This window comes from Paraburkholderia sp. J69-1 (assembly GCF_905220255.1).
GTDB lineage: Bacteria > Pseudomonadota > Gammaproteobacteria > Burkholderiales > Burkholderiaceae > Paraburkholderia.
In genome coordinates this window covers 94,077-119,714 of sequence record NZ_CAJMZG010000022.1, presented here as the reverse complement: position 1 = coordinate 119,714, position 25,638 = coordinate 94,077, and the positions used below count along the sequence as shown (strand labels likewise).

Sequence of the window (25,638 nt, the reverse complement as noted above, 5' to 3'; positions counted from 1 at the left end):
GCGCGCGCATCGACTCTTTCCCCAGATTTTTATCGACGTTCGCAGCTCGCGCGGCACGGCGCATGCGCTTGAAAGACTGACCTTCACCACTTCATGGGAGAACGTTGATGAAGACACTCAAGCACGTAGCCGCCGTCGCGGCGCTGTTTGCCATTCCGCTCGCCGCGCTCGCGCAGGCCCAGACGCCTATCGTCGAGCCGGGTCTCGCAGGCAACGACGCGCTGACGCGCGCTCAGGTCAAGCAGGATCAGATGCGCCTCGAGCATTCGGGCTACGACACGTCGGCGCGCGAACAGGCTTCGTACCCGCGCGAAACTCAGGCAGCGGAAGCGCGCGTGGGCCGCGAACAAATACGTGAAGTTTCTAGCGGCGAATACACGCCACAAGCCGGTAGTGGTTACGGCGGTGTGATGCCGGGCTCCAATGCATCGGGCGGTCCTGCTCAACCGGCGCATACCGGCACGCCTGGTATGAAGCCGACTTATTTCGGCAATTGATTCGCTCCGCTCACGGTAAAAGCGCCGAAATAACAGGTGCCGGCCAACGCCGCGAGGCCTACGATCGCTCACGGCGTTGGCGGATAAATGTGGCCGTTTAAACGAGCCGACTAACCGACAATCGCTTCGCTCAACGTCGGATAATCCGTGTAAAACCGCGCGGTCCCGCCAAAGAAGCCTTCGCGACGCGCCTCGTTCATCGGTGCGTTCGTCTTGATGCGTTCGACAAAATCCGGGTTCGCCAGCACCATCGTGCCATAGGCTTCGAGATCGGCGATGCCCGCAGCGGCATCGGCGCCCACCTGCTCGCGCGGGCGTCCTGCCCGGTTCAATATCAGCGTGCCGGTCCAGCGCTCGCGAATTTCCGCCAGCAGCGCTTCGTTGCCCTGATGCGCGATGTGCAGATACGCCAGCCCCAATTTGTCCAGCTCCGCCACCAGATAGCGATACAGCGCCGGCCCCTGCTCGCCTTCGTCGATACCCCAGTGCGTCGTGCCCGGCGAAAGACGGATCGCAGTGCGATCGGCGCCAATTTCGCGCGCAATTGCCGATGCCACTTCGATCGCAAAACGCGCACGATTCTCGATCGACCCGCCGTATTCGTCGTCGCGCGTGTTCGCACTTGACGCCAGGAATTGCTGGATCAGATACGCATTCGCACCGTGAATTTCGACGCCATCTGCACCCGCTTCAATCGCACGACGCGCCGCGAAGGCAAAATCGCGCACGGTCTGGCGGACCTCTTCGGTAGAAAGCGCGCGCGGCACCGGAATATCCTGCATGCCCTTCGCCGTGAACATGCCCGTGCCTGGCGCAATCGCGGAAGGCGCAACGCCCGCGCGATGATGCGGCGTATTGTCGGGATGCGACATGCGCCCCGCGTGCATCAGTTGAATGAACAGTCGGCCGCTCTGGCCGTGCACCGTATCCGCAATCGTCTTCCAGCCCGCGACGTGCGCGTCCGTGTAAATGCCGGGCGTCGACAGATACCCCTGGCCGTCGGCCGACGGCTGCGTGCCTTCCGTGACGATCAGTCCAACGCTCGCGCGCTGAGCGTAATACGCCTGGGCAAGTTCGCCGGGCGTGCCATCGAACTGGGCGCGCGAGCGCGTCATCGGCGCCATGACAATGCGATTTTGCAGCGTGTAGCGACCAACACGAACGGATTCGAACAGTGTCTTCACGATGAGATTCTCCAAAGGATCAATGCAAGCGCGCTTGCGTGAGAGACATCATCGCCTGCCTCACAGGGAAGATAAAGATGGCAAAACGGATATCATTGATCCACTAATGGAGCAATGAGAATGAACGACTACCTGAATGACATGGCCCTTTTTGTCGAGGTGGTCAAGGCGAAAGGCTTTCGCCACGCTGCGGAAACCGTGGGTATTCCGAATTCGACCCTTTCGCGGCGCATCAGCGCGCTGGAAAAGACCATTGGCCTGCGGCTCTTGCATCGCACGACCCGCAAGATCGAATTGACCGAAGCCGGGCAACTCTATTTCGAGCGCTGCAAACGGATTGTCGACGAGGCGCGTCTCGCTCATGCGCAACTCGGCGAGATGCTCGCGCAGCCCAGCGGGACATTGCGCGTGTCGCTGCCGGTGGATTTTGCGGTGACGTATCTGGCGCCGCTGATTGCGGAGTTCGCCGATCTTTATCCCGGCATCCAGTTCGATCTCGATCTCACACCACGGCGCGTCGATCTGGTCAGCGAGCCTTTCGACGTGGCGATCCGTATTGGCGAATCCGAAAGTTCGCAATTGATTGCGCGGCCGCTGGCGTCGCTTACGCCGTTTCTTTATGCGTCGCCAGGTTATCTTGCGCGAGCCGGGGTGCCAGAAAAGCCCGCCGATCTCGCTCGACATCAGTGCCTGGCGATTCTTAAAACCTCGGCGTGGACGTTGCGTGACGGAAAGCGATCGGTGACGGTGCCGGTGAATGGGCGATTCGTGCTCAATAGCGTCGGCATGATTCGCAGTCTCGCGAATGTCGATCGCGGCATCATTCTGGTGCCCCGCGAAGTGGTCGAGGACGATCTGGCGAATGGCACGTTGCGCCCTGTTTTACCGGCGTGGTATGGCACGCCAACGCCAATCTATGCGATGACGGAAACTCGTCTGCTGCCGGCGAAAACGCAGCGATTCATTGAGTTTTTGCAGGAGCGGTTAGCGAGGCGATGAGTGTATTCGACGCGCCAATGCATTACTAACAACCGGCTTTTCAATCGCCGTCGCCGTTGTCCATGACCTTTCCAAACGAGGCTTCGGTCCGGGTAGCGACACGCTTGCCCTGAACATCGAATGACTGCTCGGGATCGTCCCCAATAGGTTGCCTGATCGATATACGAGCATTCAGACCCGTGCCCGGAGAGTAATGCCCAAACCAGTCGACAATTCTCGCCAGATAGCATTTACCACGAATCCAGACACTCGTATCGCCAACGACCTCTTCCGTATAGCCCCCGGCCCCCCAGCTGTAAAACTCGTCGCGCTCATCTCCCCTCACGCCAGCGGGAATGGGACACAGTGGCTTTCTCGCCTCGCCACTCGCTTCTGCTGTCGTCAGGCCATTCGACCAGACAGGCACTGAAAACGGCTTCACTGCAGCAGAGAGCGCTAAGTGAAGCTGACTGTCGAGCACCACCGTTTTAGGTGGATCTTCCCGTTTCTGCGTGCGGGGCACGTACAGGCTGTAACGGTAGCGCACGATCAACTTCGGGGCCTTATCTACGATCGTCAGCGGACGCACCAGATACACATTGTCGGCACCAAATTCACCGTCGATATAAGCCACATAAACGCGGTTGCGCAAACGCACCCAGCGCGCCGTTTGATTGGCCCCTTTGCCGTTGAACGAAAGAAGCAGGCCGTCCATGGTCTCTTCTTTGTCCAACGCTCTCCCGCCAGTTCGCTCGCTGAACACGCGCACATAACGATCGCCTCGCCGTACCCAGACAGTCGAAAACGAATAGACACCATTGCCACCGTCGAGCAACGTCGCAACGAGCACACGATGCGTTTCGCCTTCGACATTCAACAACGTGCAATTGACATCGATTGCCGTGTCTTCCGCGAGCGGGCCGGATGCCTTGATTGCGCGCCATTCGTCTTCAGTAACGCCAGGTGGCCGCTTGCCCGGCAAGCTCACGCTACGCCCGTCGTCGTCGGTCTCGCCGTCAAACGACGTAACGCCCTCCTTGAGACGAAACTGATCCAATGCACGATCGAGCGGATATTCCGGCTCGGTTTTCAGTTTTTCGTCGACGGCACGCTTCAAGTCTTCCAGCGCTTGCTGGTCAACCGCATCGGGGACGTAGACAATCGCCATGTGAAGCTGCTTTTGCAGTGCGCCAATGCGGTCACTGTAACGCTGCGATAGACATCCTCGATCAGCATCGCATTGGTCGCGCGTCTCTAACCAGCGCAGTTGCTCGGCGCGAGTCGCATCGGACTGTGTGGGCGCAGCACGCATCAGCCTGCCAAAGACAATCGCCAATTGCGCGTCCTGCCGCTGCAAATCGGCCGTACTACAAATGGTCGACTCGGTTGGACTAGCGGCACGACTGCAATCCAGACCCGCTGCAACAGCAGCGTTCGAAAGCCCGGCAAGCATGACGGCACAAGCCGAAATGTGCAGTGTTACGCGAGTCACATGAAAATGGCTATTCATCTTGAGAGTGCATAGAGCCCAATCGAGCCGCGAGTGTAGCGTTCTCGAATACTTCGGTGAAGGAATATAAACATGTAAGTTGCGCTCGCAACGAATAACCAGTGGTATTTGGTTCGCTAAAACACTGGCTTTTTCATGCATATCGCATCGAAGGTTTTCAGCCGCTACAGAATGATGCAGACTTCTTCCCACCCAACCTTCCCGACATGATCCGACAAGGAACACGATGAGCCTGTTGAGCAAGCTATTCGGCAAGAAGTCCAGCGCAGAATCGAACGACACCACGCGCGCAAATACAAAGAAAGACACCGCGCAGGAAGACGCCGCCGACGACATCGCGCCCGAACTCAAACCGGCGCTCGAAGCCTTCAAAGCCGGCCGCTACGACAAAGCCATCGCCGCCGCCACACCGTACGCAGGCCGGCTTGCAGACGCAAGCCGCCTTTGTGCAATGAGTTATTCGCAGACGGACCGCTACCCCGAATCATTCCAGCACTGGCTCGCACTGTTCGAACTGGAGCAGACGGCGCACAACGCGGTGCAGCTTGCGAGCTTGTCGGTGATGTGCGGTGAAGTCGAGCGCGGCGAAGCGTGGCTCATCAAATCCGCACAGATCAATCACGAAACGCGCGAGCAATCGGACGTCACGGCACGCACGAACTTTCTTTCCGCACTGGTCCAGCGCGGCTATCTGGTCGAAGCATTACCGCACATCACATGGATGCGCGACGCCTACGCCATCCTGAGCATCACCGACGACACCTTCCTCTACCTGCGCGGCGTGCCGGCCTTCGGCATGTTTCTGGAAAAGAGCCTGCCGATCCTGCGCGGCAGCCAGTCGCGCGAGGCCATCGCCACGTGGTACGGCGCGCTGAAAGGCAAACTCGATAAAGACGGCGAGGCGCAACTCGCGCATTGGGTCGCGCAACTGTAAACAACCCCACGAAAATACGGGCACTTGTGCGCCCGAGGGCGGGGACGATAAAATCCTCTCCGCCGAAAATAGAGTGGCAGGTTGGTATCTCCTGCGCCCAGCCTGGTTGTTGGGTTCTTATTACGCCGCGGCGTCAACCTTACTTTGACCAGGTAGAGGGGACGCGCGTGGACACGATGCTGCGCGCCCCTCGCAACGAGGAGTCAGCCCCAATGCGCAGCAACCCCCAAGAACCGTCCACCTCAGACACGCCGCATTTCAGCGAAATAACCCTCGATCGCGACGATCTGGGCCGCATTCTGCGCGAATGCGGCGACGAACCCACGTTCGAACAGTGCACGTTCAGCGGCGAAGACTTTTCCAATTTTGACTTTCGCGCGGCCCGTTTTACGCGCTGCAACTTCGAAAACACCCTACTCGAACACGCCGAACTCGCAAGAAGCCGCTGGCTTGCGTGCAAATGCGCATCGGCGAGTTTCCGTTTTGCCAATCTGACCGAAGCCCGCTTTGTCCAGAGCGATCTGAACAATACCGACTGGAAGGCCTCAAAACTCGCCTCGGCCGTTTTTACCGGCGTCAAACTCACTGGCGCGCGCTTTGTCGATGCCCGCACGCTGGGCTTGAGCTTTCACGATTCGCTGCTGATTGGCGCCGATCTGCGTGGGCTTTCATTTCGGAAACAAGCGCTCGAAGGCCTGAATTTTTCCGACGCCGATCTCTCCGATTGCGATTTCCGCGATGCCGTTTTCGAAGGCGGCAGTCTGCGAAATGCATTGCTGCGCAATAGCCGTTTCGATGGCGCCGATCTGCGTTCCGTCGATCTGAGCGGCTTGCGTCTGGCCGACGTCATGCAGCATCTCAAAGGCACGATCCTGTCCGTCGAACAGGCCGTGACGCTGATCGGCGATTGCGGCGTGCGCGTCCAGTAAGGCACCCCGCCTGCGCACTTATGCGGCGTACCCAAGCTCCGCAAAATCGATCGTCCGCGCCTGGCAGGCTTCTACCAGCGCCGGATCGGAACTCGAGAAAAAGACCGCGCGGTCCACGGCCAACTGTCTGAACAGATCGGCCAGCACGGCACGCGCGGGCACGTCTAGCCCGCTGCCCGGATCATCGGCGATGATTGCAGCGGGCGCGCCCAAGGTGGTCGCCGTCAGGAAGAACTTCTTGCGCGTGCCGAAAGACATCTGCTCGAACTGTTTCTCCAGATGCGGCGCAAGCCCGAATCGATGCGCGAGATCAAGCGTTTGCGCCCCGACGACGGTATTTCTGCTGGCTGCCACGTGGTCCAGATACGTGCGGCCGGTCAGGCCGGAATAGGCCATGCAATCGTCCGGGATATAGGCGAGCGCGGATTTTGCCTCGATCGGCGCGCTGCGCAGCGAATGCCCGCCCAGCCATACCTCGCCTTTATCGGCATCAATTTCCCCAGCCAGAATGCCGAGCAAAATGGATTTGCCCGAGCCGGTTTCATCGCAGAGCGCCACGCATCCCGCGCCGGTAGTGAAATGCAGCCCCTGAAACAGGACGTGCTTGCCGAAGCGCTTGCTGATGTTTTCGAAACGGAGCATGGGTAATGAGTTCAACTTTGGATCGTGGGCGACATGATACCTGCCGTGGCGAGCGATAAAAACAACGCGGGCCCGCAGTTTGCTCCACTCGCAACGCTCCCACTCGCTGAAACCCATACCGGAAGATCTCCGCCATGCGAAAGAAAAAACTCATCCCGGCATTCGCCGCCGTCGCCATTGTGCTTGGCGCATGTGCGTATATTCCACGCCCTGGCCCGGTCGGCAATCGCGCCGTGCCGCAACCTGCCAGGCCAGTCGATCTGACGAAATACATGGGCCGCTGGTACGAGCAGTTCCGCTATGAGGCCTCGTTCGAAAAGAATATGGACGAGGTCACAGCGGAGTATTCGCTCAATGACGACGGTACGGTCAAGGTCGTCAATCGCGGCCGTGAAGCCGGCAAGTCCAGTTTCCGCCAATCGACGGGAAAAGCCCGGGTTGTCGACCCGGCGATGAACGCCAAACTCAAGGTGTCGTTTTTTGGGCCGTTTTACGGCGATTACTGGATTCTCGATCACGGCGACGACTATGACTGGTCGATCGTGGGCGAGCCGTCGGGGCGCTATCTGTGGGTGTTGACCCGCGCGGCGCAACCGTCACCGGACGTGCTCGACGGTTTGCGTGAGCGCGTAAAAGCGCTTGGCTACGATTGGTCGCTAGTCAGAGTCACGAAGCAATCGGCAGATTAGCGAACCGATACCCGACTACGTGCCAAGCAAGCGTCACGAGACGCAAAAAGCGACTCCCAGCCGACGAACGGGCCGAGCGGAATAATCTCCCAATCGATAAGGCCGACTTGGGCAAGCGGAAACGTGGCGAGAGCCTGTCTTGCGGTCTCCACTGAATCGCTTTCCGCAATGATGGCGACGCCCGCTCGATCCTGGCGAAAGTAGATATCACGCACAAAGCCAGACTTATAGAGTTGCCAGCCATGACGTATTTCGTCGAGGAGATGAGGCTGGTAGGTTTGCGGACTGGCGCCGGACAGCGGTATATCGAGGCAGAGCAATTTCATCGTGCAGCTCCTGCCTTGAACTGCCCGGTCACTTCGGCGACGCGCTGGCCAAGATAGGCGGCTGTATCCAGATCGCTCTTGATGAGCGTCACTTCCGGCGATTCGTCATTCGATTGCGCCATTGCGCCGAGCCAACCGCCGACCCGATTTTTCTCTTCAGGCGATTTGCCCGGGAAGATGTCCAGACCGACCCAGATCATGCCGTGCTGAGCGGCAAACAAGGTCATGGTCACAAGCGAATTCAGCTTGTCGCCGTGCATGGCTCCTGAATTGGTGAAGCCCGCGGCGATTTTGTTGCGCCACGACTGAGGCAGCCACGCCGGCCGCGTCGAATCCTCCATCACCTTTTTGAGCCTTGCGCTGATGGTGCCGTTATAAGTCGGCGAGCCGAAGATGATGGCGTCGCTCGCAGCCAGCTTTTCCCAGGGCGTATCGCCGTCCGCAACGGCGATCAATTGTGCTTCTGCTCCAGGCGCGTGCCGCACGCCGTTTGCAACGGCTTGAGCCTGCTTTGCAGTATGGCCGTAGCCGCTGTCATAAAGGATGGTGATAAGCATGAATGTCTCGCACGGTTGGGGTCAGGGGCAACGCTTCGATTGTCACCATCCTCAATCGTTACGGGAAGTTATGACTGTGTTGAACCACTCTCAGCCAAAAGTTTAGAATCTACCCATCCAGCAAGGCATGCTGGACTACCGTTCCGGAGGAAGGTGTGGATTCTTCACAGCGCGTTCGAGCCATCATTTCGCTGGTTCAAGCAGTGGACGCAGGAAGTTTTGCGGCCGCCGGCAGACTGCTGGGGGTGACGTCGGCGGCGGTGAGCAAGAATGTGGCTGGCCTCGAAAAGGCATTGGGCGTGCGATTGATGAATCGCACAACCCGCTCGCTCAAGCTAACCGAAGAAGGCGAGGCGTTTCTGCGCCAGGCGCGCGTTGCGCTCGAAGCACTCGATGCTGCGGTCGATACGATTGCCGCGCAGCGCGCGGTGCCAGCCGGACGAGTTCGTATTTCGACAAGCTCCGCCTTTGGGCAGGACCACGTGCTCCCGGCACTCCCCGCTTTGCTGGCCCGCTATCCCGGCCTGTCTGTCGAGGTCGATTTCGATGATCGGGTCGTCGATATCGTCCGGGACGGCTACGACATCGCAGTCAGAGGCGGCAATATCCCTGATTCCGCGCTTGTGACCCGTCCGGTTTGCCGCCTGAATACCGTGCTGGTGGCGTCTCCCGAATATCTCGCGAAGCATGGTGCACCACAAACGCCGGACGCGTTAATGGCGCATCGTCTCATCACGCGGCGATTTCTGAGCGGTCACGTTGTGCCATGGAATTTCAAGGGCGAGGACGCTAGCATTACAACCCTGGACCCTGCCGGCAAGGCGCTGCTTACGCTATCGGCGCCGGAATCCCTCGTACAGGCCGCATGCGATAGCGTGGGAATTGCTGAAGTCGGCGTTCATCTTGCCTTGGAGCATTTGCGCGCCGGCTCGTTGAAAATCGTCCTTCATCAATTTCACCTGTCCGGGTCACACGAGATGGTGATGCAGTACCCACATCGGGCTCTTGTGGCGCCACGCGTGCAAGTCACCGTAAAACATCTGCTCGAAGCGCTTGAAGCAGATCGCAAACTGCATGTGCCGATGAATGCTCTGGACGCTTACGCCGTATAGCGTGTTTGAACGGCTGCCGCATTTGCGGTGCCATCGACGTCTACTGAGCGGCTTGACACGTCACAACGGTGCACGCGCAACGAATAACGCCACTACACCATTCTGCTCGACCGAGACATCGGCGAAATGATGGCTGAGCGCTAAACGCAAGGATGCCAAAGTATCGCGTCTGTTATCGAAGATACCTTTGCGATTGTAGATACGCACGAGCGCTCGCCCGAATGCGTTGTGCCCGGCCGAATCGCCAAGCACCGTCGCACCGAACAGCACACCGTCTGGCGCAAGGTGAGACTTCAGATGCGCGAACACGTGTGCCTTCCCGTCCATCGTGCCGGGCAGGCAATGCAGCAGATAGAACAGCGCAATCGAGTCGAAGCGATACCCCGCAAGCATCGGCAGCGGCTGCATGATGTCGCCCACCACTTGCGTGACATGGCGAGAGTCGAGCCGGCGCGCGGTCGCCGCGAGGCTGTGCTCGTTGAGGTCGAGCAGCGTGACCTGCTGGTCGGCACTGAAGTCTGCATGTGCCGGATAGAAGCCCGACCCCACTCCCACCTCTAGATGGCGCTTGCCCACGCGCTGCCGGTAAAACGGCAGCAGCACGCGTCTGGTGCTGCACCGCCACGCCCAGCGGTTGGAAATCGCCAGCACCCATGCGTCGTAGAGTTTCAGCACGAAGGACGAATACACCGCGCTGCCGGGCTGCGTGTCCAGTTGCCGCCCGGAATCGAAAGGCTGCTCCATCGTTATGCGCCTCGTGGTTGGGGCGATATCCTGCCACCCGGGCCGCCGCATCGGCGACGCTGCAAAGCATCCAGATTCGCTAGACTGACATGAAGGCTAGCATCGAAAAAACATTCAAAAACGACAAGCTAACCGATTAAAACGCCAGCTATACGGCCGTGGACGAATGCACAGATAGATTTTTCGATCGGCCGCTATTACCGCGCGAGCATGAGATCCAGATTCTGAACCGCAGCGCCGGATGCGCCTTTGCCAAGATTATCGAATACCGCCGACAGCAGCACATGCCCGTGCTCCGCGTCATGAGACACGCTTAACTGCATGTCATTCGTACCATTCAGCATTTGCGGATCGAGGTGTTTTACGGCGTCCGATTCGTGCATCGGCAAGACTCGCACGTGAGTTGAACCGGCATAGTGACGTGCGAGGCACGCGTGTACCGTGGCGCCATCGACGCCGGGAGACAGCAGCTCCAGCACCAGCGGCACCGTCAGCACGATGCCCTGCCGGAACGCCCCGTATGCAGGAACAAAAATGGGCCGCTGTGCAAGCTCCGCGTGCTGCTGAATCTCCGGCGTGTGCTTGTGCGCGAGTTGCAGGCCGTAGACCTGGTACATCGGCGCATGGTCTGTACCCGCCCCCTCGTGTTCCTCCACGCCGGCACGCCCGCGTCCGGAATAGCCGGATACAGCATGAATACTGATCGGGTAATTGCTCGGTATGAATCCTGCCTGCGCCAACGGACGCAACAGGCCAACCGCACCGGTCGGATAGCAGCCCGGATTGGTGACGCGACTGGCGTTCGCAATCAGCGCAGCCTGCTCCGGCGCCATTTCCGGAAAGCCATAAGTCCAGCCAGATTGCGTGCGGTGAGCCGAGCTTGCGTCGATCACCCGCACGGCAGGATTGACGATGGCGCCCACCGCCTCGCCCGCTGCGGCATCCGGCAAACACAGGATGGCGATATCGCAGGCATTGATAGCTTCTGCACGACGACGCGCGTCTTTGCGCTCCCCGGCGGCAAGCGTGAACAGGCTGATATCGGTACGGTTGCGCAACCGGTCATGGATTTGCAGCCCGGTGGTGCCTTGATCGCCGTCGATGAAAACGATGGGTGCGCTCATAGGTGAATGACTCGCTAACGGTGGGTTTGCAGGTAAAACGAGACCCGATATTGCGCGGACGGCTAGAATAGGGAAAGTTGAATTTCATAACGAAGTCATTCAGCTTTTCTGAATCTGGACGCCGACATGCGAGAAATCAGCCTGGACCGCCTGCGCACGCTGGTCGCCGTTGCCGACCGTGCTTCATTTGCCGATGCAGCACGTGCATTGCACCTGGCGCCGCCAACGGTCAGTCTCCACATCGCCGAACTCGAAGAACGCATTGGCGCGCCGCTCCTGCTACGCAAGCGCGGGCACGTGGGGCCGACGTCGACAGGCGCACTGCTCGTGGAGCGCGCGCGCCGGTTGCTGGCCGATGCAGAACAAGCACTGGACGATATTCAACGTCAGGTGGAAGGGCTCGAAGGGCGTGCGCGTCTGGGTGCATCCACGGGGGTGATCGCGCACCTGCTCCCGCAGGCGCTCGAAGTCCTGCGCGAGCACCATCCCGCCATCGACATCCAGATCGCTGTGCTGACTTCGCAGGAAACTCTGTCGAGGCTTGCGGACGGCACGCTGGACATCGGGCTGGTCGCTCTGCCTCAGCCGCCGGTGGCGGGCCTCGTCATCAAGCCGTGGCGCAAGGACCCTGTGATGGCCTTCGTGCCGGCGCATTGGCGCTGTCCGGCCCGCGTGACGCCCGAATGGCTCGCCGCCCAGCCGCTCATTCTCAATGACGCGACCACGCGCCTCTCGCGTCTGACTGCGGAGTGGCTCGCGGCCGCCGGGCACCATCCGGCGCCGCGCATTCAGCTCAACTACAATGACGCGATTAAGAGTCTGGTTGCGGCAGGTTACGGCGCGACGTTGTTGCCTCACGAGGCCACTACGCCGTTACCTGACCCGCGCATCGTCATGCGCCCGTTGCGCCCGGCAATGTGGCGCAGGCTCGGTATTGCATATCGTGCGGGGTACGTCGAGCGATCCACGCAACACGTACTGGACGTGTTGTGGGATCTGCGATTGGCGTAGGCGTCTGTCACATGCCCTTGACGCGGGCGTCGAACTCATCGATCGGCATAAGCGAGCGACCTTTATCATCGCGCAGCACCGCTTTCAACGGACCATTGCGGCCTTGCAGGCGCGCAACGTCACGCATCTGATCGAGACTCTGCGCAATATACGAAACACGCACGAACGCTGCGCCGTCACGCTCGCGCACGAATCGCTCGAACAGCAAGGTGCCGCCAGGCACCGCATCGTCGACGTGATACTCGCCGAGCTTCCAGTCGAACCCCAGCAACGTACGCAACTGCGCGATATTCGTATCGTGCCCCACGAGCACGAGCAAACGCGCATCGCTTTCGCTGCGATCTTCCTCGTTCAATGCCCGCGTGACACGGCCAAGCAAAGGCGCGCCGCCACGACGCGCAATCAACGGCACGTGATTCGTATAAGCGTATTTCGCGCTGCGCAAACCCATCAGGCGGATCACATCGGCGCTACTGTGCACATGGCCGAAGGCGATACGATCGAGCGGCCAGCCATCGGCGTATTGCATGCGGATGGTTTCGCTCATCGCCGCACCAACCGCCACCGGTCCCGTCAATTTCGCCGAGTTGCCCACGACCTTCACGCCCCAGGGCGCGGTGTAGAGGCCGCAATGCGATGCGCCCTTCTGCTCGACGCATTCGCGCGGCGCGCCCACCACGTTAGCGAGCGCCGCGACATCGGCGGCATAACGACGGCTTGCGGCCTGCGGCGAGCCCATCGCCGCCAGCATCGCGGCCTGCGCTTCCTGTGCGTCGCCGGGGTCCGCCTCGTTCGCGTCGGCTTCATCGGCGTGAAAGAGCGTGTCCTGATTCTCCAGCGCATGCCCAGCCGCGACGCCGCAACGCGGCAGCACGCCGTCGAGCCACGCGCGCGCCGTGGCCTGCGTGCGCGATGCGGGACTCGACCAGACGAACACGTCATGCGCGCTCGCGCAGGTTTCTCGATCGAGCAGCCCTTGATGCACGAAATACTCGCGCTCCCAGCGCCCCAACTCGACGATCGCGCGATAACCGTGCCGCGTGAGCTCGCCATCGGGTACTTCGAATGCGGGCCAAGGCTGCGCCGACGACGCATTCATCTTGCGCGTATCGGTCGCCGCACGCACACCATGCCGCATCACGATCACCGCGCGATCGAGATGCATGCCTGCGGGCACTGCTTCATCTGCGCGCGCGGCCTGTGCGTGCCCTCGCTGTGCATCGGCATGCGCCGCGCCGCACATCATCGCCAGCGCGACGCCCGCCATGCACGCCGCGCGCGTCGCAACGTTGCGAACAGGTTTCATCAGATTTGACCAGTCATTCATTGTTAGGAATTCGTTAGAAATCAACGCGAGCATTAAGACTCAAGGTCCGCGGCGCGCCCACCTGCAAATAGTTTTCCTGGTAATACGTCCAGTAATGGTGATTCGTCAGGTTGGTGATATTCGCACGCAGGGTCACGAGTTTGCCCGCCACCATCGTCCGATAACCAATGCCCGCATCGAACAGCGTAGTCGCGTTGATGTAGTGCACGTTGCCCGAGTCGATCGCCATCCCGCCCAGATACCGCGCGCCCGCCTGCACATAGAGACCGTGCACCGCCGGCACACGCCACACCGCCTGCAACGCGGCCTGATACTTGGGCGCGCCGACTGCGCGATTGCCGCTCACGCCGTCGGCCGCGTCGCGATAATGCGCGCTGAGCGCCATCAGGCTCGCATCGAGCGTCAGGCTGCGCAACACGTCCACCGACGCATTGAGTTCCGCGCCCTGATAAACGATCTTGCCGTCTTCGACATAGACGTTATCGCTATTCGTGTACTCCGCACCGCGCTCGATACGGAACAGCGCTGCGGTCCCACGCCAGCGGCCATGATCCGTCTTCGCGCCGATTTCATACTGGCGGCTCTTGATCGGCGCCATCACCTGGTAGGCGTTCGCGGTAGAACTATCCGCCGTGCCGCCCGACTCCAGCGCTTCCACATAGCTCGCGTAGAAAGTCAGATCGTTGCGCGGCGCGAACATCAGCGCGAGCGTCGGCGTGACTGGCGACTTGTGATAGTTGGTCGCGCCGGACGTAGCGGAATCGTGGCCCACTTCGTCGTACGACTCGTAGCGCACGCCAGCTAGCAGCGACCACGGGCCATAGGTAATGCGATCGCTCGCGAACAGCGCCTGCTGCGTGATCTTGTCGTCGCCGAAAGTACCGCCGCTATAGCCGATGCCATCCGCGGAGAAGATCGTCGGGTCGTAGATATTGCCCGTGCCCACCACGGTTTTGGGCGTCTTCACCGACTTGTTCGACAGCAGCACCATCGACGATGCGCCGACCACGATTTCGTGCTGCAACGGCCCGGTGTTGAATTTGCCTTCGAGCGTGGCCTGCACGTCGTCGAATTCATAGCTGTGATATTCCGAGCTGATTCGATCGGAGTAATTGCCGCTATTGCTCGAAATGTAGTATTGGTCCTTCGCGTAACGGCGCGTCGAATCCGAATAGCGGTACGCGACTTTCGCCTGCCAGTCCGGCGCAATCTTGTAGGCTACGCCGAGCGTCGCCAGCTTGTAGTCGACGTCCGTGTACGAGCCGTCGCTGTAGAGTCGCGAGCGGCCCGACAACGGATGCGGCACCGCGTATTTGGTGCTGGTGATGATGTCCACGCCGCCCGACGTGCGACGCTGCTGATAGATCGTGTCGAACGTGATCGACAGATCTTTCGTCAGTTGCGCATCGAGACTCAAGCCCACCGCCGTGCGATTGACCGTTGCCGCGTCTTCGGCCGTGTCGCCTTCCTCGTGCACGATATTGAAGCGGTAGCCGAACATCTTGTCCTTGCCGAAGCGCCCGCCCGTGTCGATGTGCTCCTTGAACACGCTATCCGACGCATAACCCTGGTCGTAGCTGAACGTAAAGCTATCCGTTGCGCGTTTCGTCACGTAATTGACGATGCCGCCGGGGCTGCCAAAGCCATACATGAAACCCGCAAGACCCTTGAGCACTTCCACGCGATCGAACATTTCCAGCGGCATTTCCACGCCGCGATTCACGTTCGCCATGCCGTCGACCTTGTAGCCGTTGAGATCGTCGAGCGGCAGACCGCGCACTGCGAGCGTCGCCGGGTGCGTGCCGTAGCTCGAACTGATCGACGTCACCGATGCATCGTATTTCACGGCTTCGGAGAGAATATTCGCCTGACGGTCCTCGATTTCTTCACCGCTCACCGACCGGATCGAGAACGGCGTGTCGATTTCCGCGTGACTACCGAGCGCGCCCGCATTGGCGCGCTGCTTGAGACTTTCCGGCTTGTCCGGCGCGGCGCTGACCTGCACTTCGGGCAAGGTCGCTTCCGATGCAGCGGCGCTGGTAGACGTGGCCGCACTGGTGGAAGCGGCCGTTTGCGCTACTGCGTAAGGCGCGAAACCGGCGAGGCAAAGGCCAGCCGCCATCAATTGCGCCTGCAGGCGCGAAACGCGGGGCGGCAGGAACGAACTCGTGATCTTCATGATTGGGTAGACGTTCGGGACAGATGCGTGGGTTCGCGGGCAGCGGTCGGACCGCTTCCCGTTCTTGATCTTTCTTTTCGTGATCCTGATTAATTGACGCCGATCCGCGGATTTATCGGCGCCTGCTCGCTCAGCGTGCGTTGTCGTCGCTAACGAAGCCGATCCGGCTCAGGCCGCCGTGCTGCGCCGCGCTCATCACCTTCATCACGTCCTCGTAAGGCGTGCGGCGATCGGCGCGCAAATGCATTTCAGTCTGCGGGTCGTGCTGCGCGGCATCGGCGGAAAGCTGTTGAAGCGCGGCAATATCGACGGTCTTGTCGTTCCAGTGAATCACCCCGCCCGCGTCGATGGCGACATCGACACTCGTGGGCTTCGCCTCGATCTGCTCAGCGGAAACACGCGGCAATTCCACTTTTACGGCGTGCTGCAAGGCCGGCATCGTGATGATGAACACCACCAGCAGGACGAGCATGACGTCGACCAGCGGAGTCGTATTGATCTCGGGATTGAAGCCGTCTTCGAGATCGTCGCGCAAGGAGCGGCCGGCCATTAGGCTGCCTCCGCCTGCAGGCCGCGTGCGCCCAGACGGGTGGCATGGCGCGGCGCATCGTGCTGGATGGCTTCGTGCTGGCCGTCCAGACGCTCGCCCGCCACGATCGCATCGAGCACGTCGAAGCCAAACCCGGACAGCGTGCCGATCGTCGTTTTATTGCCGCGCAGCAGCGCGTTATAGGCCAGCGAAGCGGGAATCGCCACGGCAAGACCGAACGCCGTCATCACCAGGGTTTCGCCAACCGGACCCGCCACTTCGCCGATGCTCGCCTGCCCCGTTGAGCCGATCGTCATCAGCGCGTGATAGATGCCCCAGACCGTGCCGAACAGGCCGATGAACGGCGCGGTCGAACTGATCGTCGCCAGCAGCGGCAGGCCGCTTTGCACACGCATCTGGCGGCGCGCGATGCACTCGTGCAGCGCGCGGGTGAGCCAGTCGGTCAGCGCGGGCGGCGTGCGGCCCGCCTGCGTGGCGCGTTCGTGCTGCGCGCTCGCGTCGAGCGCCGTGCGGGCGAGATCGACATAGGCGTTCTCCTGCGCGTCGCCGCCGATGGCCTGCGCGCCTTCGGCCAGCGTCGGCGCCAGCCAGAACAGGCGTGCCGCACGATTCGCCCGCGCACGTTCGCGCCATTGCGAGAACGCGCGCGTCACGATCACGTACCACGACGCGATGGACATCGCGAGCAGTCCCGCCGCGACGCACTTGATGACGATATCGGACTGCGCCCAGAGTGCGCCGATGCCGATGGAAGCCGTAGCCATAAATTGCCTCTCGTAAAGAATGAATTCAGTCGCCGAGCGAAAAACGCAGCGGCACGATGACGTAGACGGGAATGGCGCGGCCATCCTCGACATAAGGTTTGAAACGCGCACCGCGCACGGCGTCGAGCGCCGCACGATCGAGCGCCGCCGACCCGGACGACGCGCGCAATTCGACTTCGCGCGGCTCGCCCGCTTCATCGACCAGCACGCGTACCTGCGCAACGCCCTCTTCGCCCATGCGCCGCGAAGCGTCGGGATACACCGGAACCGGCGCGCGCAGATACTGCACGCCACGCGTCACCGTTTTGGGCATGGCCTGAGCGGGCGCAGGTGCTGCAGCGGCAGGTGCCGAAGGCTGCGCGACAGACGGCGCGGGCTGGCTTGGCTGCGCGGGCGCGGGTGCCGTAGCGGGCGCTGGCTCAGCCTGTGCCGGCGCGCGTTCGGTCGTATGCGTGCGCACGACGGCCCGATGCGTCACGACCTTTTGCGGCTGAGGCTGCACCGGATGCACGGGCGTCGGCTGCACGGCGGGCTGCGGCGCGGGTGCCTGCACCAGCGTCGCGTAGATCGGCGCGGCTGCGGCATGCGTAGGCGGCGTCGTGTGCGAGTTGCCCAGCAACAGGATGCCGCCGATATGCACGCCCGCGAGCGCCGCCAGCAACGCCGTGCGCCCCGCTCGGCGCGGCATCGCGAACCTGCGTTGAGGCGCGGGCGTTGCGCGCGGCGCGGTCTGCATAAACGGCGTGAACGAACCGTGAGCGCCAGTCATCTTTCCTCCTTGCATGAGCGAGTACTGCGAAGCACGCGCTGGAATCGGTCACGATTGCACACGTGTGCAATTCAGGCCGCAGAGATCGATAAAACTTGTTTCCCGCGACGATGAGTAATGTAGTTGCCGCGCGTTACGTGGGGATGACATTGGCCTTACTCTGTATTTCACGCAGCTTGATTCATGGCTTTGCGAAATCGAAATGCACTCGTGTGCAATCACGCCGCTAAAAAAGCGGTGGCGGCGATGTCGGCGTTCAAGTCGCCATAGATGCGCGGATTCGCGGCGATTACCGCATTGCCGCGTGCAAGACCGTCATCGGCGAAAAACGCGTTGGTGCGACCACCCGCCTCCGTGACCAGCACGATGCCCGCAACGGCGTCCCACGCATGCATATGCGGCTCGTAATAGCCGATCAATCGCCCCGCTGCGGTGTACGCGAGCATCAGCGCACCCGAGCCGTTGCGCACGAACATGCCGCCCTGTTCGAGCCAGCGCTCCACGAACGCGAGAAACGGCGCACTGCTCACCCGATGCGAAATGCCCACGCCCAGCACACCATCGCGCGCACTGGCCGCATCGCTGATCTGTAAAGCACGGCGCGCGAAATCGTCGTTCGTTGCGGGCGCATCGATCCATGCGCCGCCATTTTTTTCCGCGTGGAAAAGCTCGTCGGCATTCGGATCGTAGACCACGCCAATCACCGGTTCAGCGTCGATCACCACGGCAATCGACACACACCACGCGTACATGCCGTGCAAGAAACAACTGGTGCCGTCGATCGGATCGACGATCCAGAGCGCGCGCGACGCATCGCCGGGCGTTGCTTCAAGCGCGTGCCCCGCGCTTTCTTCGCCGAGAAAACAGTCGCCCGGAAACCGCGCCGCGATGCGTGCGCGCACGAGTTCCTCGACTTCGCGATCGGCGATGCTCACGACATCCTGCACGCCTTTGTATTCGACTACGAGCCGCTCGCGCTGCGCGAAACACGCCAGCGCATGACGACCGGCTTCGAGCGCGATGGCACGCGCGGCTTCGTAACGCGCGGACTGACATGCGTGACTCATGACGCCTCTCCGAGCAGATGCGCGCCGCGCGCGTCGAGCGTCACGGCAACGCGTGCGCCTTCGGCAAGCGGCCGGTCCAATGAATGCGATGACACAGTGAGATCTCCTGCCGTCGTTTCGACGGTGTAGTGCGTGCTCCGCCCGAGCCACGTCGCGCGGCGTATCACGCCTGCGAGCCCGCGGTGAGGAGCAAAGTGATCGATGATTTCCAGCGCCAGCGCTTCGGGCCGGACGGCAATGCGTGCACGCACGATGCGCGGTCCGTTCCACGCCAGATCCAGCGGCACGCCGGAAAGATCGCAATGCGCGCGACCATCGGCGCAGCTCAGCACCGGCAGTGCCAGAAAATTCGCATTGCCGATAAAAGACGCGACGAATGCGTTGGCCGGCCGCTCGACCAGCGAGCGCGCATCGGCGTGCTGTGCGACGGCGCCAGCCTCCATGACGACGATCTCGTCGGAGATCGCGAGCGCCTCCTCCTGATCATGGGTCACGTAGACCACGCTCAAATCCAGCTCGCGCTGGAGATCGCGGATTTCCTCGCGCACCTGCACGCGCAAACGCGCATCGAGATTCGAAAGCGGTTCGTCGAACAGCATCACCTCCGGTTCGAGCACCAGTGCGCGCGCCACGGCCACGCGCTGCTGCTGCCCACCGGAGAGTTCGTGCGGCATGCGTCGCGCGCAGGCGCTCAGACCCACGCGCGCAAGCGCCATCTCCACACGCGCGGCGACATCGCGCTTCGGCACGCGCGCCACGCTCAGACCATAGCCGACGTTGTCCGCCACGCTCAGATGCGGAAACAACGCATACGACTGGAACACCATGCTGACGTTGCGCGCCTGCGCGCCCAGCCGCGTCACATCGCGCCCGCCGATGACGATGCGCCCCGCGTCGGGCAGATCGAGCCCGGCGATCAGCCGCAGCATCGTGGTCTTGCCGCATCCGCTTGGGCCGAGCAGCGTCGTGAGCTTGCCGCGCGCGATCGTGAGCGACAGATCGTCGAGCACAGTGCGCTGGCCCCACCGCTTGCGCACGCCTTCGAACACGACGGCGGCCTGCGCGGTATCGGTATGCTTTGAAGTTGCTTGCGTGACGGTGCTCATGAAAAGGATTCCGTAGTCATGCGTGCATGCCGCCGATGCCGCGCCGGTGTAAAGCGTCTCGATGTCCGGGCCGCGCGGGCCAGTGCCTGCGCCACGCCCAGCAGCGCACACAACACCACGACCAGCGCACCCGCCAGCGCGAGCGCCGGACCGTCGCTGCCGTTCGACACGAGGCCCATCAGATACGTGGTCGCGAGATCGTGATCGGCGCTGACGAGAAAAATGACCGCGCTGACCGTCGTTGCGGCGCGCACGAAACCGTGAATCAGCGCAGCACCGATCGCCGGCAGCAACAGCGGCAGATGCACGCGGCGCAACGTCGTCCACGAACCGGCGCGCAGGCTCGCCGATGCCTCGTCGAGCACCGGGTCGATCTGCGCGAAGGCCGCCGAAATCGCCCGCAAACCGAGCGGCATATTGCGCAACACGAACGAGAGCACGAGGATCGACGCGCCGCCTGCGAGCATCAGCGGCGGCGCGTCGAAGGCGCGCGCCCACGCGAGGCCCATGACCGTGCCCGGCACGGCGAGCGATACGGCGAAAGCGGCGTCGAGCAGACCGCGGCCCGCGAAGCGCCGGCACGCGAGCAGCCAGCCCGCCAGCAAGGCCGCGGCGGCCGTGAGCGGCGCGGCCAGCGCGGCGAGACGCAGCGTTTCCCACACGGCGTCCCAGGCGGAGCCCGACCACACCAGCCGCCCAGCGTCGATGGCGACGCCCAGCACATCGGCGAAATGTTCGGTCGTGAGCGTGAAATCCACGCCCCACAGACGCACGAAGCCACCGATCAACAGCGTGGCGTAGACGGCGAGCGCAAACACGCACCACGGCGCGCAGACGAGCGCCAGCGCGCCCTGCACGCGCTTGCCCAGCGGCATGACCTGCGCCGCCACCGGCTTGCCGCTGACGCTCGCGTAACGCGCGCGGCCCAGCCAGGCGCGCTGCAACATGAAGGCCGCGAGCGCAATCACGAGCAGCCACACGGCCAGCACGGCGGCGCGCGCGGCGTTCTGCTCAGCGCCCACCACGGCGAAATACAGATCCGTCGACAGCACGCGAAAATTGCCGCCCACCACCAGCGGATCGCCGAAATCGGCCACGCTTTCGATAAAGCACAGCAGCCACGCGTTCGCCACGCCGGGGCGCAGCATCGGCCACGTGACCGTGCGCAGGATCGTCCAGTTCGAGGCGCGCAGCGTTGCCGCCGCTTCTTCGAGCGGCGCGGGCACGCGCGCGACCACGCTGCGCAGCGTGAGATACGCCAGCGGCGCGAACGCGAGACATTGAGCGAGCACGATGCCAGGCGCGCCGTAGAGCCAGCGGCCCGGCGCGAGGCCGAGCAGCTCAGCCGCTTCGCGCGTGACGATGCCGTTGCGGCCAAGCAGCAGAATCAGCGCGAGACCGACCGCGAACGGCGGCGTGATCGAAGGCAGCACGGCGATACCGCGCAGCGCGGCGCGCATGATGGGCCAGCGCGCCGGGCGGCCGCGTTGCGCCAGCAGCGCAAGCGCGCCGCCCACGAGCGTGGCCAGCGTGGCGCTCGCGCCGCCTAGCGCGAGCGTGTGCCAGCCGCTGCCGCACGCTGCGCCACGCAGGCAGGCGAGCGACCAGATTCCCGCATCGAACAGCGCGCGCCACGCCGCGAGCGCGGGCAGCAGCACGCTGCGCACGAGCGGCATCGCCACGAACACCGCGAGCGCCGCGCAAACGGCAATCAGCACCGCGCACGCAAAGCCGTCGAAAGCGCCGTCAGTGCGCATGCGCGTAGATCTCGGTGTTCCAGCGTTCGAGCAGATGCTTGCGCACAGCCGGGTCCCCGAAGCGCGCGAAGTCGTAGTCGATCAGACGGATGCCGTCGGGGCGCGGCGCGTTGGCCGGAACCGCGGCGGCGCGATTCGACGGAATCTGGTACGCGTGGGCCTTGTCGGCGAGCGACTGGATATCGGCGCGCAAGGCGAATTCGTAAAAGCGCTGCGCGAGCGCCGCATGCGCGGCGCCCGCGATCAGACTCATGCCGCCGATCTCGTAGCCCGTGCCCTCGCATGGCGTGGTCGTCGCGATATCGAAGCCTGCCACGCGCTGTTTGACGAGGTCGTGCAGGAATTCCACGGCCACGTCCGCCTCGCCGCGCGAGACCGCTTCGCCCGGACCCACGCCCGTCGAGGTGTACTGGCTCACGTTGGCGTTCAGGCGGCGCAGATAATCGAACGCGCCATCCTCGCCATCGAGCTGCACGAGCGTCGCCAGCGCGACATAAGCCGTGCCGGAAGCATTCGGATTGGCGATCTGCACGTCGCCGCGCCAGGCACCCGCGAGCAGATCGCGCCAGCAGCGCGGCGGCGCCTGTTTGCGGCGGCGCAACGCGCCCGCGTCGTAACCGATGCCCAGCACGCCCTGATACACGCCCACCGTGCGCGTGCGCCCGACCTGCGCGAAGCGCTGCGCCCACGGTTGCAACTGCGCAAGCTGCGGCGAGCGATAGTCCTGCGTCAGCCCCTCGAACGCGGCCTGCAAATGCGCGTCGCCGGAACCTGCCCACCAGATGTCGAATTGCGGATGCGCGCGCTGCGCGGCGACGAGCGCCAGCGCCTCGCCCGCACTCTTGCGGATCATCGCGACATGCACGCCCGTCTCCTGTTCGAAGCGGTTTTTCATCAACTGGCACCATTCGAGATCGGCGGAACAGAGCAGATTCAGGCGCTCGTCAGCATGCGCGGACGGCGCGGCAAACCATAGCGCCGATGAAGCCAGCAACGCCGCGAGTCCGCGCAAAGGCTTTTTGCACTCGATTGCAAAGCGGCGAGGCGAGAGTCGAAAACGGGAAAACAGAGACATGGCGATGGAATCGGGCGGAAAACGGAGGGGTCAGCCGGTCGTGGCGCGGCGCACGAACGAGACAGGAATCACGCGCGCCTGCGTGGGCCGCGAAAAATCGCCGATGCGTTCGGCGAGTAGATCGACGGCGCCTTGCGCGAGCGCGTCGGTGTTCTGGGCGATGGTCGAGAGCCGGTAGCTGTCGAGCGCCGCGTGCTGGATATCGTCGAAGCCGACCACGCGCACATCGTCGGGAATGCGCCGATTGAAGGCGCGCCGCGCTTCGTCCATGAATCCGAGCGCGATCATGTCGGTGGCGCAGAACACGCCGTCGGGCGCCTCGCCGCTGCCCGCGAACAGCTCGCGCGCCGCGAGTTGCCCCGCTTCGTACGACACGATCGTGGTATTGCAGACCGTCGCGCGCGCGCGGCGCACGCCGCAATTCGCGAGACCGACGAGAAAGCCTTCGCAGCGCTGGCGCGCGCCATGGTGGGTCGCCTGCGGGCCGATGAAGGCGAAGCGCAGCGCGCCGGAGTCGAATAGTGCGCGGGCCGCGAGTGCGCCGCCCGCGGCGTTGTCGCTGTTGACGAGATCGGCGCCTTCGAGTTCGGCGACTCGGTTGATCATCGCGACCGGCACCTGGCGGTCGAGATATTCGCGTGCGAGCGCTAGCGGCGGCGCACCAGAGGTCATGATGACGCCCGCGATCCGGTAGCTCAGCAGCACGTGCAGTGCGTAGCTGATCTGGTCGGGATCGTCGGCGTTCATGAGAATCGGCAGCATGCCGCGCGTGCCGAGATGATGCGCGATCGGCGTCAATAGTTGCGCGCGAAACGGACTCGCGAGCGCCGACGTCACCACGCCAACAAAATTGCTGCGGCCCTGGATCGTATTGCGCGCGTTGATATCGACGTGATAGTTGAGCGTGCGCGCGGCTTCGAGTACGCGCGCACGCGTTTTCGCCGATACGCTCGCGCCCGGCGTGAACGTGCGCGAGACGGCCGAGCGCGAGACGCCCGCCATGCGCGCGACGTCTTCGGCCACGGCCCAGCTTTTCTCCTTGGTACTCATCAGATGGTTCGGGAGGGCCGTCGAGCGGCCTGTGGCTGCCAATGATGACCGCGGAGCTTAGGGTGCGTATGTGTCCGTTGCGTGACAAGCCGAACTTCTGCATCAATTCTCGCGAAACAGTCCGGCCGCCTTTCCTCCCGGCTCAACATAAAAGATCTTTAATGCTTGCGCCATTCAACACCCCCTCCCTGCGTCGATATTCTGCTGGCTAGCTGAATCCGCCGTCGCGATCGCACGGCAATCGGCACGCGACCGCACGCCTGCGCCACGCCACGGTGCGGTACGGCCCATAAGGCAGTTTCCATATTTGATTCAGGGATGGGATTCATGAGCACCGGACAACCTGCGGGTCTGACCGAGCGAACCACGCGCGCCATTCAGGACGTGCTTGCAGGGCGAAGAAAAGGCGTGCTCGCGCAGCTCCTGTTTGCTGGCCCCGCCGTGATCGCCTCGATTGCCTACGTCGACCCGGGCAACTTCGCCACCAATCTGCAGGCCGGGGCCGAATTTGGCTATTCGCTCCTATGGGTCGTACTTTGCGCCAATCTCATCGCGATGCTGTTTCAGGCCTTGTCGGCGAAGCTGGGCATCGTCACGCAGAAAAACCTCGCGCAACTTTGCCGCGAACATCTGCCGCGCAAGCTCGTGTACGCGATGTGGGCCGTCAGCGAAATTGCGGCGATGGCAACCGATCTGGCCGAATTCCTCGGCGGCGCCATCGGCCTTTCATTGCTGCTGCATCTGCCGCTGATGGAAGGCATGGTCATCACCGGCATCGTCACGTATGCGATCCTGCTGATGGAGCAGCAAGGCTATCGGCCGATCGAACTCGCCATCGGCGCGTTCGTTTCGATCATTGCGCTGTGCTATCTGCTGGAGGTGTTCGTCGCGCCGGTGTCGTGGAGCGCCGCGCTGCATGGCACGCTGGTTCCGCAACTGGCCTCGAATCATGCACTCGCGGTATCGGCGGGCATACTCGGCGCGACGGTCATGCCGCATGCCATCTATCTGCATTCAGGGCTGACGCAGAATCGCGCGCCCGCGAAAAACAACGCCGAACGCCGCACATTGCTGAGCTTTTCGAATAAGGAAACCGTCGTCGCATTGACGATTGCGGGCATGGTCAACATGGCGATGGTCGTCATGGCCTCCGCGGCTTTCCACGCCGGTCACGCCGATATTGCCGATGTCGATACCGCCTGGCGCACGCTCACGCCGCTGCTGGGCGCAGGCGCTGCCGCCGTGTTTCTGGTTTCGCTACTGGCATCGGGCATTTCCAGTTCGGTGGTTGGCACAATGGCCGGTCAAATGATCATGCAGGGTTTCGTGGGCTTTCCGGTACCCGTCTGGGTGCGCCGCCTGGTGACGATGATTCCGGCGTTTGTGGTGATCGCGCTCGGCATGAATGCAACCGAGGCGCTCGTCTATAGCCAGGTAGTCCTGAGCTTTGCCTTGCCAGTGCCGATGATCGCGTTGATCGTATTCACCAGCCGCCGCGACATCATGGGGGAATTTGCCAATAGCCGCGTCGTTCGGTTTGCGGCGCTGAGCGGCACAGTAGTCGTGCTCGTTCTGAATGCCGTGCTGATTCTGCAGACGTTTGGCGTTAGCCTCTCCGGATTGCCCGCAGCGTAAAATAACGCTGCGGGCTGCGCATGGCGCGTGGCGGGCGTCGTCCATTCTGCTGGTTCTCCCGGAGAACTGGCGCAATGGCGGCGCCCGTCGTGTTTTGCAGCCCATCCCGGCTTCCGCGAAGC

25 protein-coding genes are annotated in these 25,638 nt (G+C 62.6%); 8 read left to right on the top strand and 17 right to left on the bottom strand.

Annotated elements, in window-relative coordinates:
- Nucleotides 1-107: 107 nt before the first annotated feature.
- Nucleotides 108-497 (top strand): DUF4148 domain-containing protein, encoded by a 390-nt coding sequence (locus U5A67_RS31830; protein ID WP_205983760.1) that lies wholly within the window; start codon nucleotides 108-110, stop codon nucleotides 495-497.
- A 110-nt stretch (nucleotides 498-607) separates the two neighbouring features.
- Here U5A67_RS31830 and U5A67_RS31825 read toward each other — a convergent pair whose 3' ends face one another.
- The gene (locus U5A67_RS31825; RefSeq protein ID WP_321817432.1) at nucleotides 608-1,681 is read right to left on the bottom strand and encodes an alkene reductase; all 1,074 of its coding nucleotides are present in this window, start codon (nucleotides 1,679-1,681) and stop codon (nucleotides 608-610) included.
- Nucleotides 1,682-1,801: 120 nt separating this feature from the next.
- On the opposite strand from U5A67_RS31825, the gene U5A67_RS31820 reads away from it, so the two are divergent.
- Nucleotides 1,802-2,680, top strand: coding sequence for a LysR family transcriptional regulator (locus U5A67_RS31820; protein ID WP_321817433.1), 879 nt, complete (start codon nucleotides 1,802-1,804; stop codon nucleotides 2,678-2,680).
- 40 nt (nucleotides 2,681-2,720) lie between these two features.
- Here U5A67_RS31820 and U5A67_RS31815 read toward each other — a convergent pair whose 3' ends face one another.
- Nucleotides 2,721-4,169 (bottom strand): lysozyme inhibitor LprI family protein, encoded by a 1,449-nt coding sequence (locus U5A67_RS31815; protein ID WP_321817434.1) that lies wholly within the window; start codon nucleotides 4,167-4,169, stop codon nucleotides 2,721-2,723.
- A gap of 226 nt (nucleotides 4,170-4,395) precedes the next feature.
- Here U5A67_RS31815 and U5A67_RS31810 point away from each other — a divergent pair, with 226 nt between their 5' ends.
- Complete coding sequence (locus U5A67_RS31810; RefSeq protein ID WP_321817435.1) at nucleotides 4,396-5,103, top strand: hypothetical protein; 708 nt, start codon at nucleotides 4,396-4,398, stop codon at nucleotides 5,101-5,103.
- Nucleotides 5,085-6,032, top strand: a complete 948-nt coding sequence (locus U5A67_RS31805; RefSeq protein WP_321817436.1) for a pentapeptide repeat-containing protein — start codon at nucleotides 5,085-5,087, stop codon at nucleotides 6,030-6,032. Before U5A67_RS31810 ends, U5A67_RS31805 begins: the two co-directional genes overlap by 19 nt.
- Nucleotides 6,033-6,050: 18 nt before the next feature.
- Here the strand turns inward: U5A67_RS31805 and U5A67_RS31800 are convergent, their stop codons facing one another.
- Nucleotides 6,051-6,791 (bottom strand): ATP-binding cassette domain-containing protein, encoded by a 741-nt coding sequence (locus tag U5A67_RS31800; protein ID WP_321817437.1) that lies wholly within the window; start codon nucleotides 6,789-6,791, stop codon nucleotides 6,051-6,053.
- 17 nt (nucleotides 6,792-6,808) lie between these two features.
- Between U5A67_RS31800 and U5A67_RS31795 the strand changes: the two genes are divergently transcribed.
- The gene (locus tag U5A67_RS31795) at nucleotides 6,809-7,363 is read left to right on the top strand and encodes a lipocalin family protein (RefSeq protein WP_321817438.1); all 555 of its coding nucleotides are present in this window, start codon (nucleotides 6,809-6,811) and stop codon (nucleotides 7,361-7,363) included.
- On the opposite strand, the gene U5A67_RS31790 is transcribed toward U5A67_RS31795, so the two are convergent.
- Both U5A67_RS31790 and U5A67_RS31785 read right to left on the bottom strand, forming a co-directional pair.
- Nucleotides 7,360-7,689: a superoxide dismutase gene (locus tag U5A67_RS31790; protein ID WP_321817439.1), complete on the bottom strand. Its 330-nt coding sequence runs from the start codon at nucleotides 7,687-7,689 to the stop codon at nucleotides 7,360-7,362. The two genes, U5A67_RS31795 and U5A67_RS31790, sit on opposite strands and share 4 nt — an antisense overlap.
- Complete coding sequence (locus tag U5A67_RS31785; RefSeq protein ID WP_321817440.1) at nucleotides 7,686-8,246, bottom strand: flavodoxin family protein; 561 nt, start codon at nucleotides 8,244-8,246, stop codon at nucleotides 7,686-7,688. Before U5A67_RS31785 ends, U5A67_RS31790 begins: the two co-directional genes overlap by 4 nt.
- Before the next feature lie 155 nt (nucleotides 8,247-8,401).
- Here U5A67_RS31785 and U5A67_RS31780 point away from each other — a divergent pair, with 155 nt between their 5' ends.
- Nucleotides 8,402-9,358, top strand: coding sequence for a LysR family transcriptional regulator (locus U5A67_RS31780; protein WP_321817441.1), 957 nt, complete (start codon nucleotides 8,402-8,404; stop codon nucleotides 9,356-9,358).
- Between the two features lie 60 nt (nucleotides 9,359-9,418).
- On the opposite strand, the gene U5A67_RS31775 is transcribed toward U5A67_RS31780, so the two are convergent.
- Nucleotides 9,419-10,102 (bottom strand): class I SAM-dependent methyltransferase, encoded by a 684-nt coding sequence (locus tag U5A67_RS31775; RefSeq protein ID WP_321817442.1) that lies wholly within the window; start codon nucleotides 10,100-10,102, stop codon nucleotides 9,419-9,421.
- Between the two features lie 197 nt (nucleotides 10,103-10,299).
- Nucleotides 10,300-11,226 carry an N-acetyl-gamma-glutamyl-phosphate reductase gene (gene argC, locus U5A67_RS31770; protein WP_321817443.1) on the bottom strand — a complete coding sequence of 309 codons (927 nt, stop codon included), beginning with the start codon at nucleotides 11,224-11,226 and terminating at the stop codon, nucleotides 10,300-10,302.
- A 126-nt stretch (nucleotides 11,227-11,352) separates the two neighbouring features.
- Between argC and U5A67_RS31765 the strand changes: the two genes are divergently transcribed.
- Entirely contained in the window at nucleotides 11,353-12,237 is an 885-nt protein-coding gene (locus U5A67_RS31765; protein WP_321817444.1) for a LysR family transcriptional regulator, read from the top strand.
- A 7-nt stretch (nucleotides 12,238-12,244) separates the two neighbouring features.
- On the opposite strand, the gene U5A67_RS31760 is transcribed toward U5A67_RS31765, so the two are convergent.
- From U5A67_RS31760 to U5A67_RS31715, 10 genes are all read right to left on the bottom strand, one after another.
- A complete protein-coding gene (locus U5A67_RS31760; protein WP_321817445.1) occupies nucleotides 12,245-13,564 on the bottom strand; it encodes a histidine-type phosphatase in 1,320 nt (439 codons plus the stop codon).
- A 13-nt stretch (nucleotides 13,565-13,577) separates the two neighbouring features.
- The gene (locus U5A67_RS31755; protein ID WP_321817446.1) at nucleotides 13,578-15,743 is read right to left on the bottom strand and encodes a TonB-dependent siderophore receptor; all 2,166 of its coding nucleotides are present in this window, start codon (nucleotides 15,741-15,743) and stop codon (nucleotides 13,578-13,580) included.
- Between the two features lie 130 nt (nucleotides 15,744-15,873).
- Complete coding sequence (locus U5A67_RS31750) at nucleotides 15,874-16,293, bottom strand: ExbD/TolR family protein (protein ID WP_205983746.1); 420 nt, start codon at nucleotides 16,291-16,293, stop codon at nucleotides 15,874-15,876.
- A complete protein-coding gene (locus tag U5A67_RS31745; RefSeq protein ID WP_321817447.1) occupies nucleotides 16,293-17,057 on the bottom strand; it encodes a MotA/TolQ/ExbB proton channel family protein in 765 nt (254 codons plus the stop codon). Before U5A67_RS31745 ends, U5A67_RS31750 begins: the two co-directional genes overlap by 1 nt.
- A gap of 25 nt (nucleotides 17,058-17,082) precedes the next feature.
- A complete protein-coding gene (locus U5A67_RS31740) occupies nucleotides 17,083-17,826 on the bottom strand; it encodes a TonB family protein (protein ID WP_321817448.1) in 744 nt (247 codons plus the stop codon).
- A gap of 218 nt (nucleotides 17,827-18,044) precedes the next feature.
- Nucleotides 18,045-18,893, bottom strand: coding sequence for an inositol monophosphatase family protein (locus U5A67_RS31735; RefSeq protein ID WP_321817449.1), 849 nt, complete (start codon nucleotides 18,891-18,893; stop codon nucleotides 18,045-18,047).
- Nucleotides 18,890-19,999 (bottom strand): ABC transporter ATP-binding protein, encoded by a 1,110-nt coding sequence (locus tag U5A67_RS31730; RefSeq protein WP_321817450.1) that lies wholly within the window; start codon nucleotides 19,997-19,999, stop codon nucleotides 18,890-18,892. The genes U5A67_RS31735 and U5A67_RS31730 overlap by 4 nt, the downstream gene beginning before the upstream one ends.
- Nucleotides 19,996-21,756: an iron ABC transporter permease gene (locus tag U5A67_RS31725; protein ID WP_321817451.1), complete on the bottom strand. Its 1,761-nt coding sequence runs from the start codon at nucleotides 21,754-21,756 to the stop codon at nucleotides 19,996-19,998. Before U5A67_RS31725 ends, U5A67_RS31730 begins: the two co-directional genes overlap by 4 nt.
- Complete coding sequence (locus U5A67_RS31720) at nucleotides 21,746-22,831, bottom strand: ABC transporter substrate-binding protein (RefSeq protein ID WP_321817452.1); 1,086 nt, start codon at nucleotides 22,829-22,831, stop codon at nucleotides 21,746-21,748. The genes U5A67_RS31725 and U5A67_RS31720 overlap by 11 nt, the downstream gene beginning before the upstream one ends.
- A gap of 30 nt (nucleotides 22,832-22,861) precedes the next feature.
- Nucleotides 22,862-23,881: a LacI family DNA-binding transcriptional regulator gene (locus U5A67_RS31715; RefSeq protein ID WP_321817453.1), complete on the bottom strand. Its 1,020-nt coding sequence runs from the start codon at nucleotides 23,879-23,881 to the stop codon at nucleotides 22,862-22,864.
- Between the two features lie 327 nt (nucleotides 23,882-24,208).
- Between U5A67_RS31715 and U5A67_RS31710 the strand changes: the two genes are divergently transcribed.
- Nucleotides 24,209-25,516, top strand: coding sequence for an Nramp family divalent metal transporter (locus U5A67_RS31710; RefSeq protein WP_321817454.1), 1,308 nt, complete (start codon nucleotides 24,209-24,211; stop codon nucleotides 25,514-25,516).
- Nucleotides 25,517-25,638: the final 122 nt, after the last annotated feature.

What these genes read in the sequence shown, in the direction of transcription:
- U5A67_RS31710 (WP_321817454.1), top strand. Translation starts at nt 24,209, where the DNA reads ATGAGCACCGGACAACCTGCGGGTCTGACCGAGCGAACCACGCGCGCC.
- U5A67_RS31715 (WP_321817453.1), bottom strand. Translation starts at nt 23,881, where the DNA reads ATGAGTACCAAGGAGAAAAGCTGGGCCGTGGCCGAAGACGTCGCGCGC.
- U5A67_RS31760 (WP_321817445.1), bottom strand. Translation starts at nt 13,564, where the DNA reads ATGAATGACTGGTCAAATCTGATGAAACCTGTTCGCAACGTTGCGACG.
- U5A67_RS31810 (WP_321817435.1), top strand. Translation starts at nt 4,396, where the DNA reads ATGAGCCTGTTGAGCAAGCTATTCGGCAAGAAGTCCAGCGCAGAATCG.
- U5A67_RS31750 (WP_205983746.1), bottom strand. Translation starts at nt 16,293, where the DNA reads ATGGCCGGCCGCTCCTTGCGCGACGATCTCGAAGACGGCTTCAATCCC.
- U5A67_RS31790 (WP_321817439.1), bottom strand. Translation starts at nt 7,689, where the DNA reads ATGAAATTGCTCTGCCTCGATATACCGCTGTCCGGCGCCAGTCCGCAA.
- U5A67_RS31800 (WP_321817437.1), bottom strand. Translation starts at nt 6,791, where the DNA reads ATGGGTTTCAGCGAGTGGGAGCGTTGCGAGTGGAGCAAACTGCGGGCC.
- U5A67_RS31740 (WP_321817448.1), bottom strand. Translation starts at nt 17,826, where the DNA reads ATGACTGGCGCTCACGGTTCGTTCACGCCGTTTATGCAGACCGCGCCG.
- U5A67_RS31730 (WP_321817450.1), bottom strand. Translation starts at nt 19,999, where the DNA reads ATGAGCACCGTCACGCAAGCAACTTCAAAGCATACCGATACCGCGCAG.
- U5A67_RS31795 (WP_321817438.1), top strand. Translation starts at nt 6,809, where the DNA reads ATGCGAAAGAAAAAACTCATCCCGGCATTCGCCGCCGTCGCCATTGTG.
- U5A67_RS31755 (WP_321817446.1), bottom strand. Translation starts at nt 15,743, where the DNA reads ATGAAGATCACGAGTTCGTTCCTGCCGCCCCGCGTTTCGCGCCTGCAG.
- U5A67_RS31785 (WP_321817440.1), bottom strand. Translation starts at nt 8,246, where the DNA reads ATGCTTATCACCATCCTTTATGACAGCGGCTACGGCCATACTGCAAAG.
- U5A67_RS31745 (WP_321817447.1), bottom strand. Translation starts at nt 17,057, where the DNA reads ATGGCTACGGCTTCCATCGGCATCGGCGCACTCTGGGCGCAGTCCGAT.
- U5A67_RS31820 (WP_321817433.1), top strand. Translation starts at nt 1,802, where the DNA reads ATGAACGACTACCTGAATGACATGGCCCTTTTTGTCGAGGTGGTCAAG.
- U5A67_RS31735 (WP_321817449.1), bottom strand. Translation starts at nt 18,893, where the DNA reads ATGAGTCACGCATGTCAGTCCGCGCGTTACGAAGCCGCGCGTGCCATC.
- U5A67_RS31720 (WP_321817452.1), bottom strand. Translation starts at nt 22,831, where the DNA reads ATGTCTCTGTTTTCCCGTTTTCGACTCTCGCCTCGCCGCTTTGCAATC.
- U5A67_RS31830 (WP_205983760.1), top strand. Translation starts at nt 108, where the DNA reads ATGAAGACACTCAAGCACGTAGCCGCCGTCGCGGCGCTGTTTGCCATT.
- U5A67_RS31765 (WP_321817444.1), top strand. Translation starts at nt 11,353, where the DNA reads ATGCGAGAAATCAGCCTGGACCGCCTGCGCACGCTGGTCGCCGTTGCC.
- U5A67_RS31725 (WP_321817451.1), bottom strand. Translation starts at nt 21,756, where the DNA reads ATGCGCACTGACGGCGCTTTCGACGGCTTTGCGTGCGCGGTGCTGATT.
- U5A67_RS31775 (WP_321817442.1), bottom strand. Translation starts at nt 10,102, where the DNA reads ATGGAGCAGCCTTTCGATTCCGGGCGGCAACTGGACACGCAGCCCGGC.
- argC (WP_321817443.1), bottom strand. Translation starts at nt 11,226, where the DNA reads ATGAGCGCACCCATCGTTTTCATCGACGGCGATCAAGGCACCACCGGG.
- U5A67_RS31815 (WP_321817434.1), bottom strand. Translation starts at nt 4,169, where the DNA reads ATGAATAGCCATTTTCATGTGACTCGCGTAACACTGCACATTTCGGCT.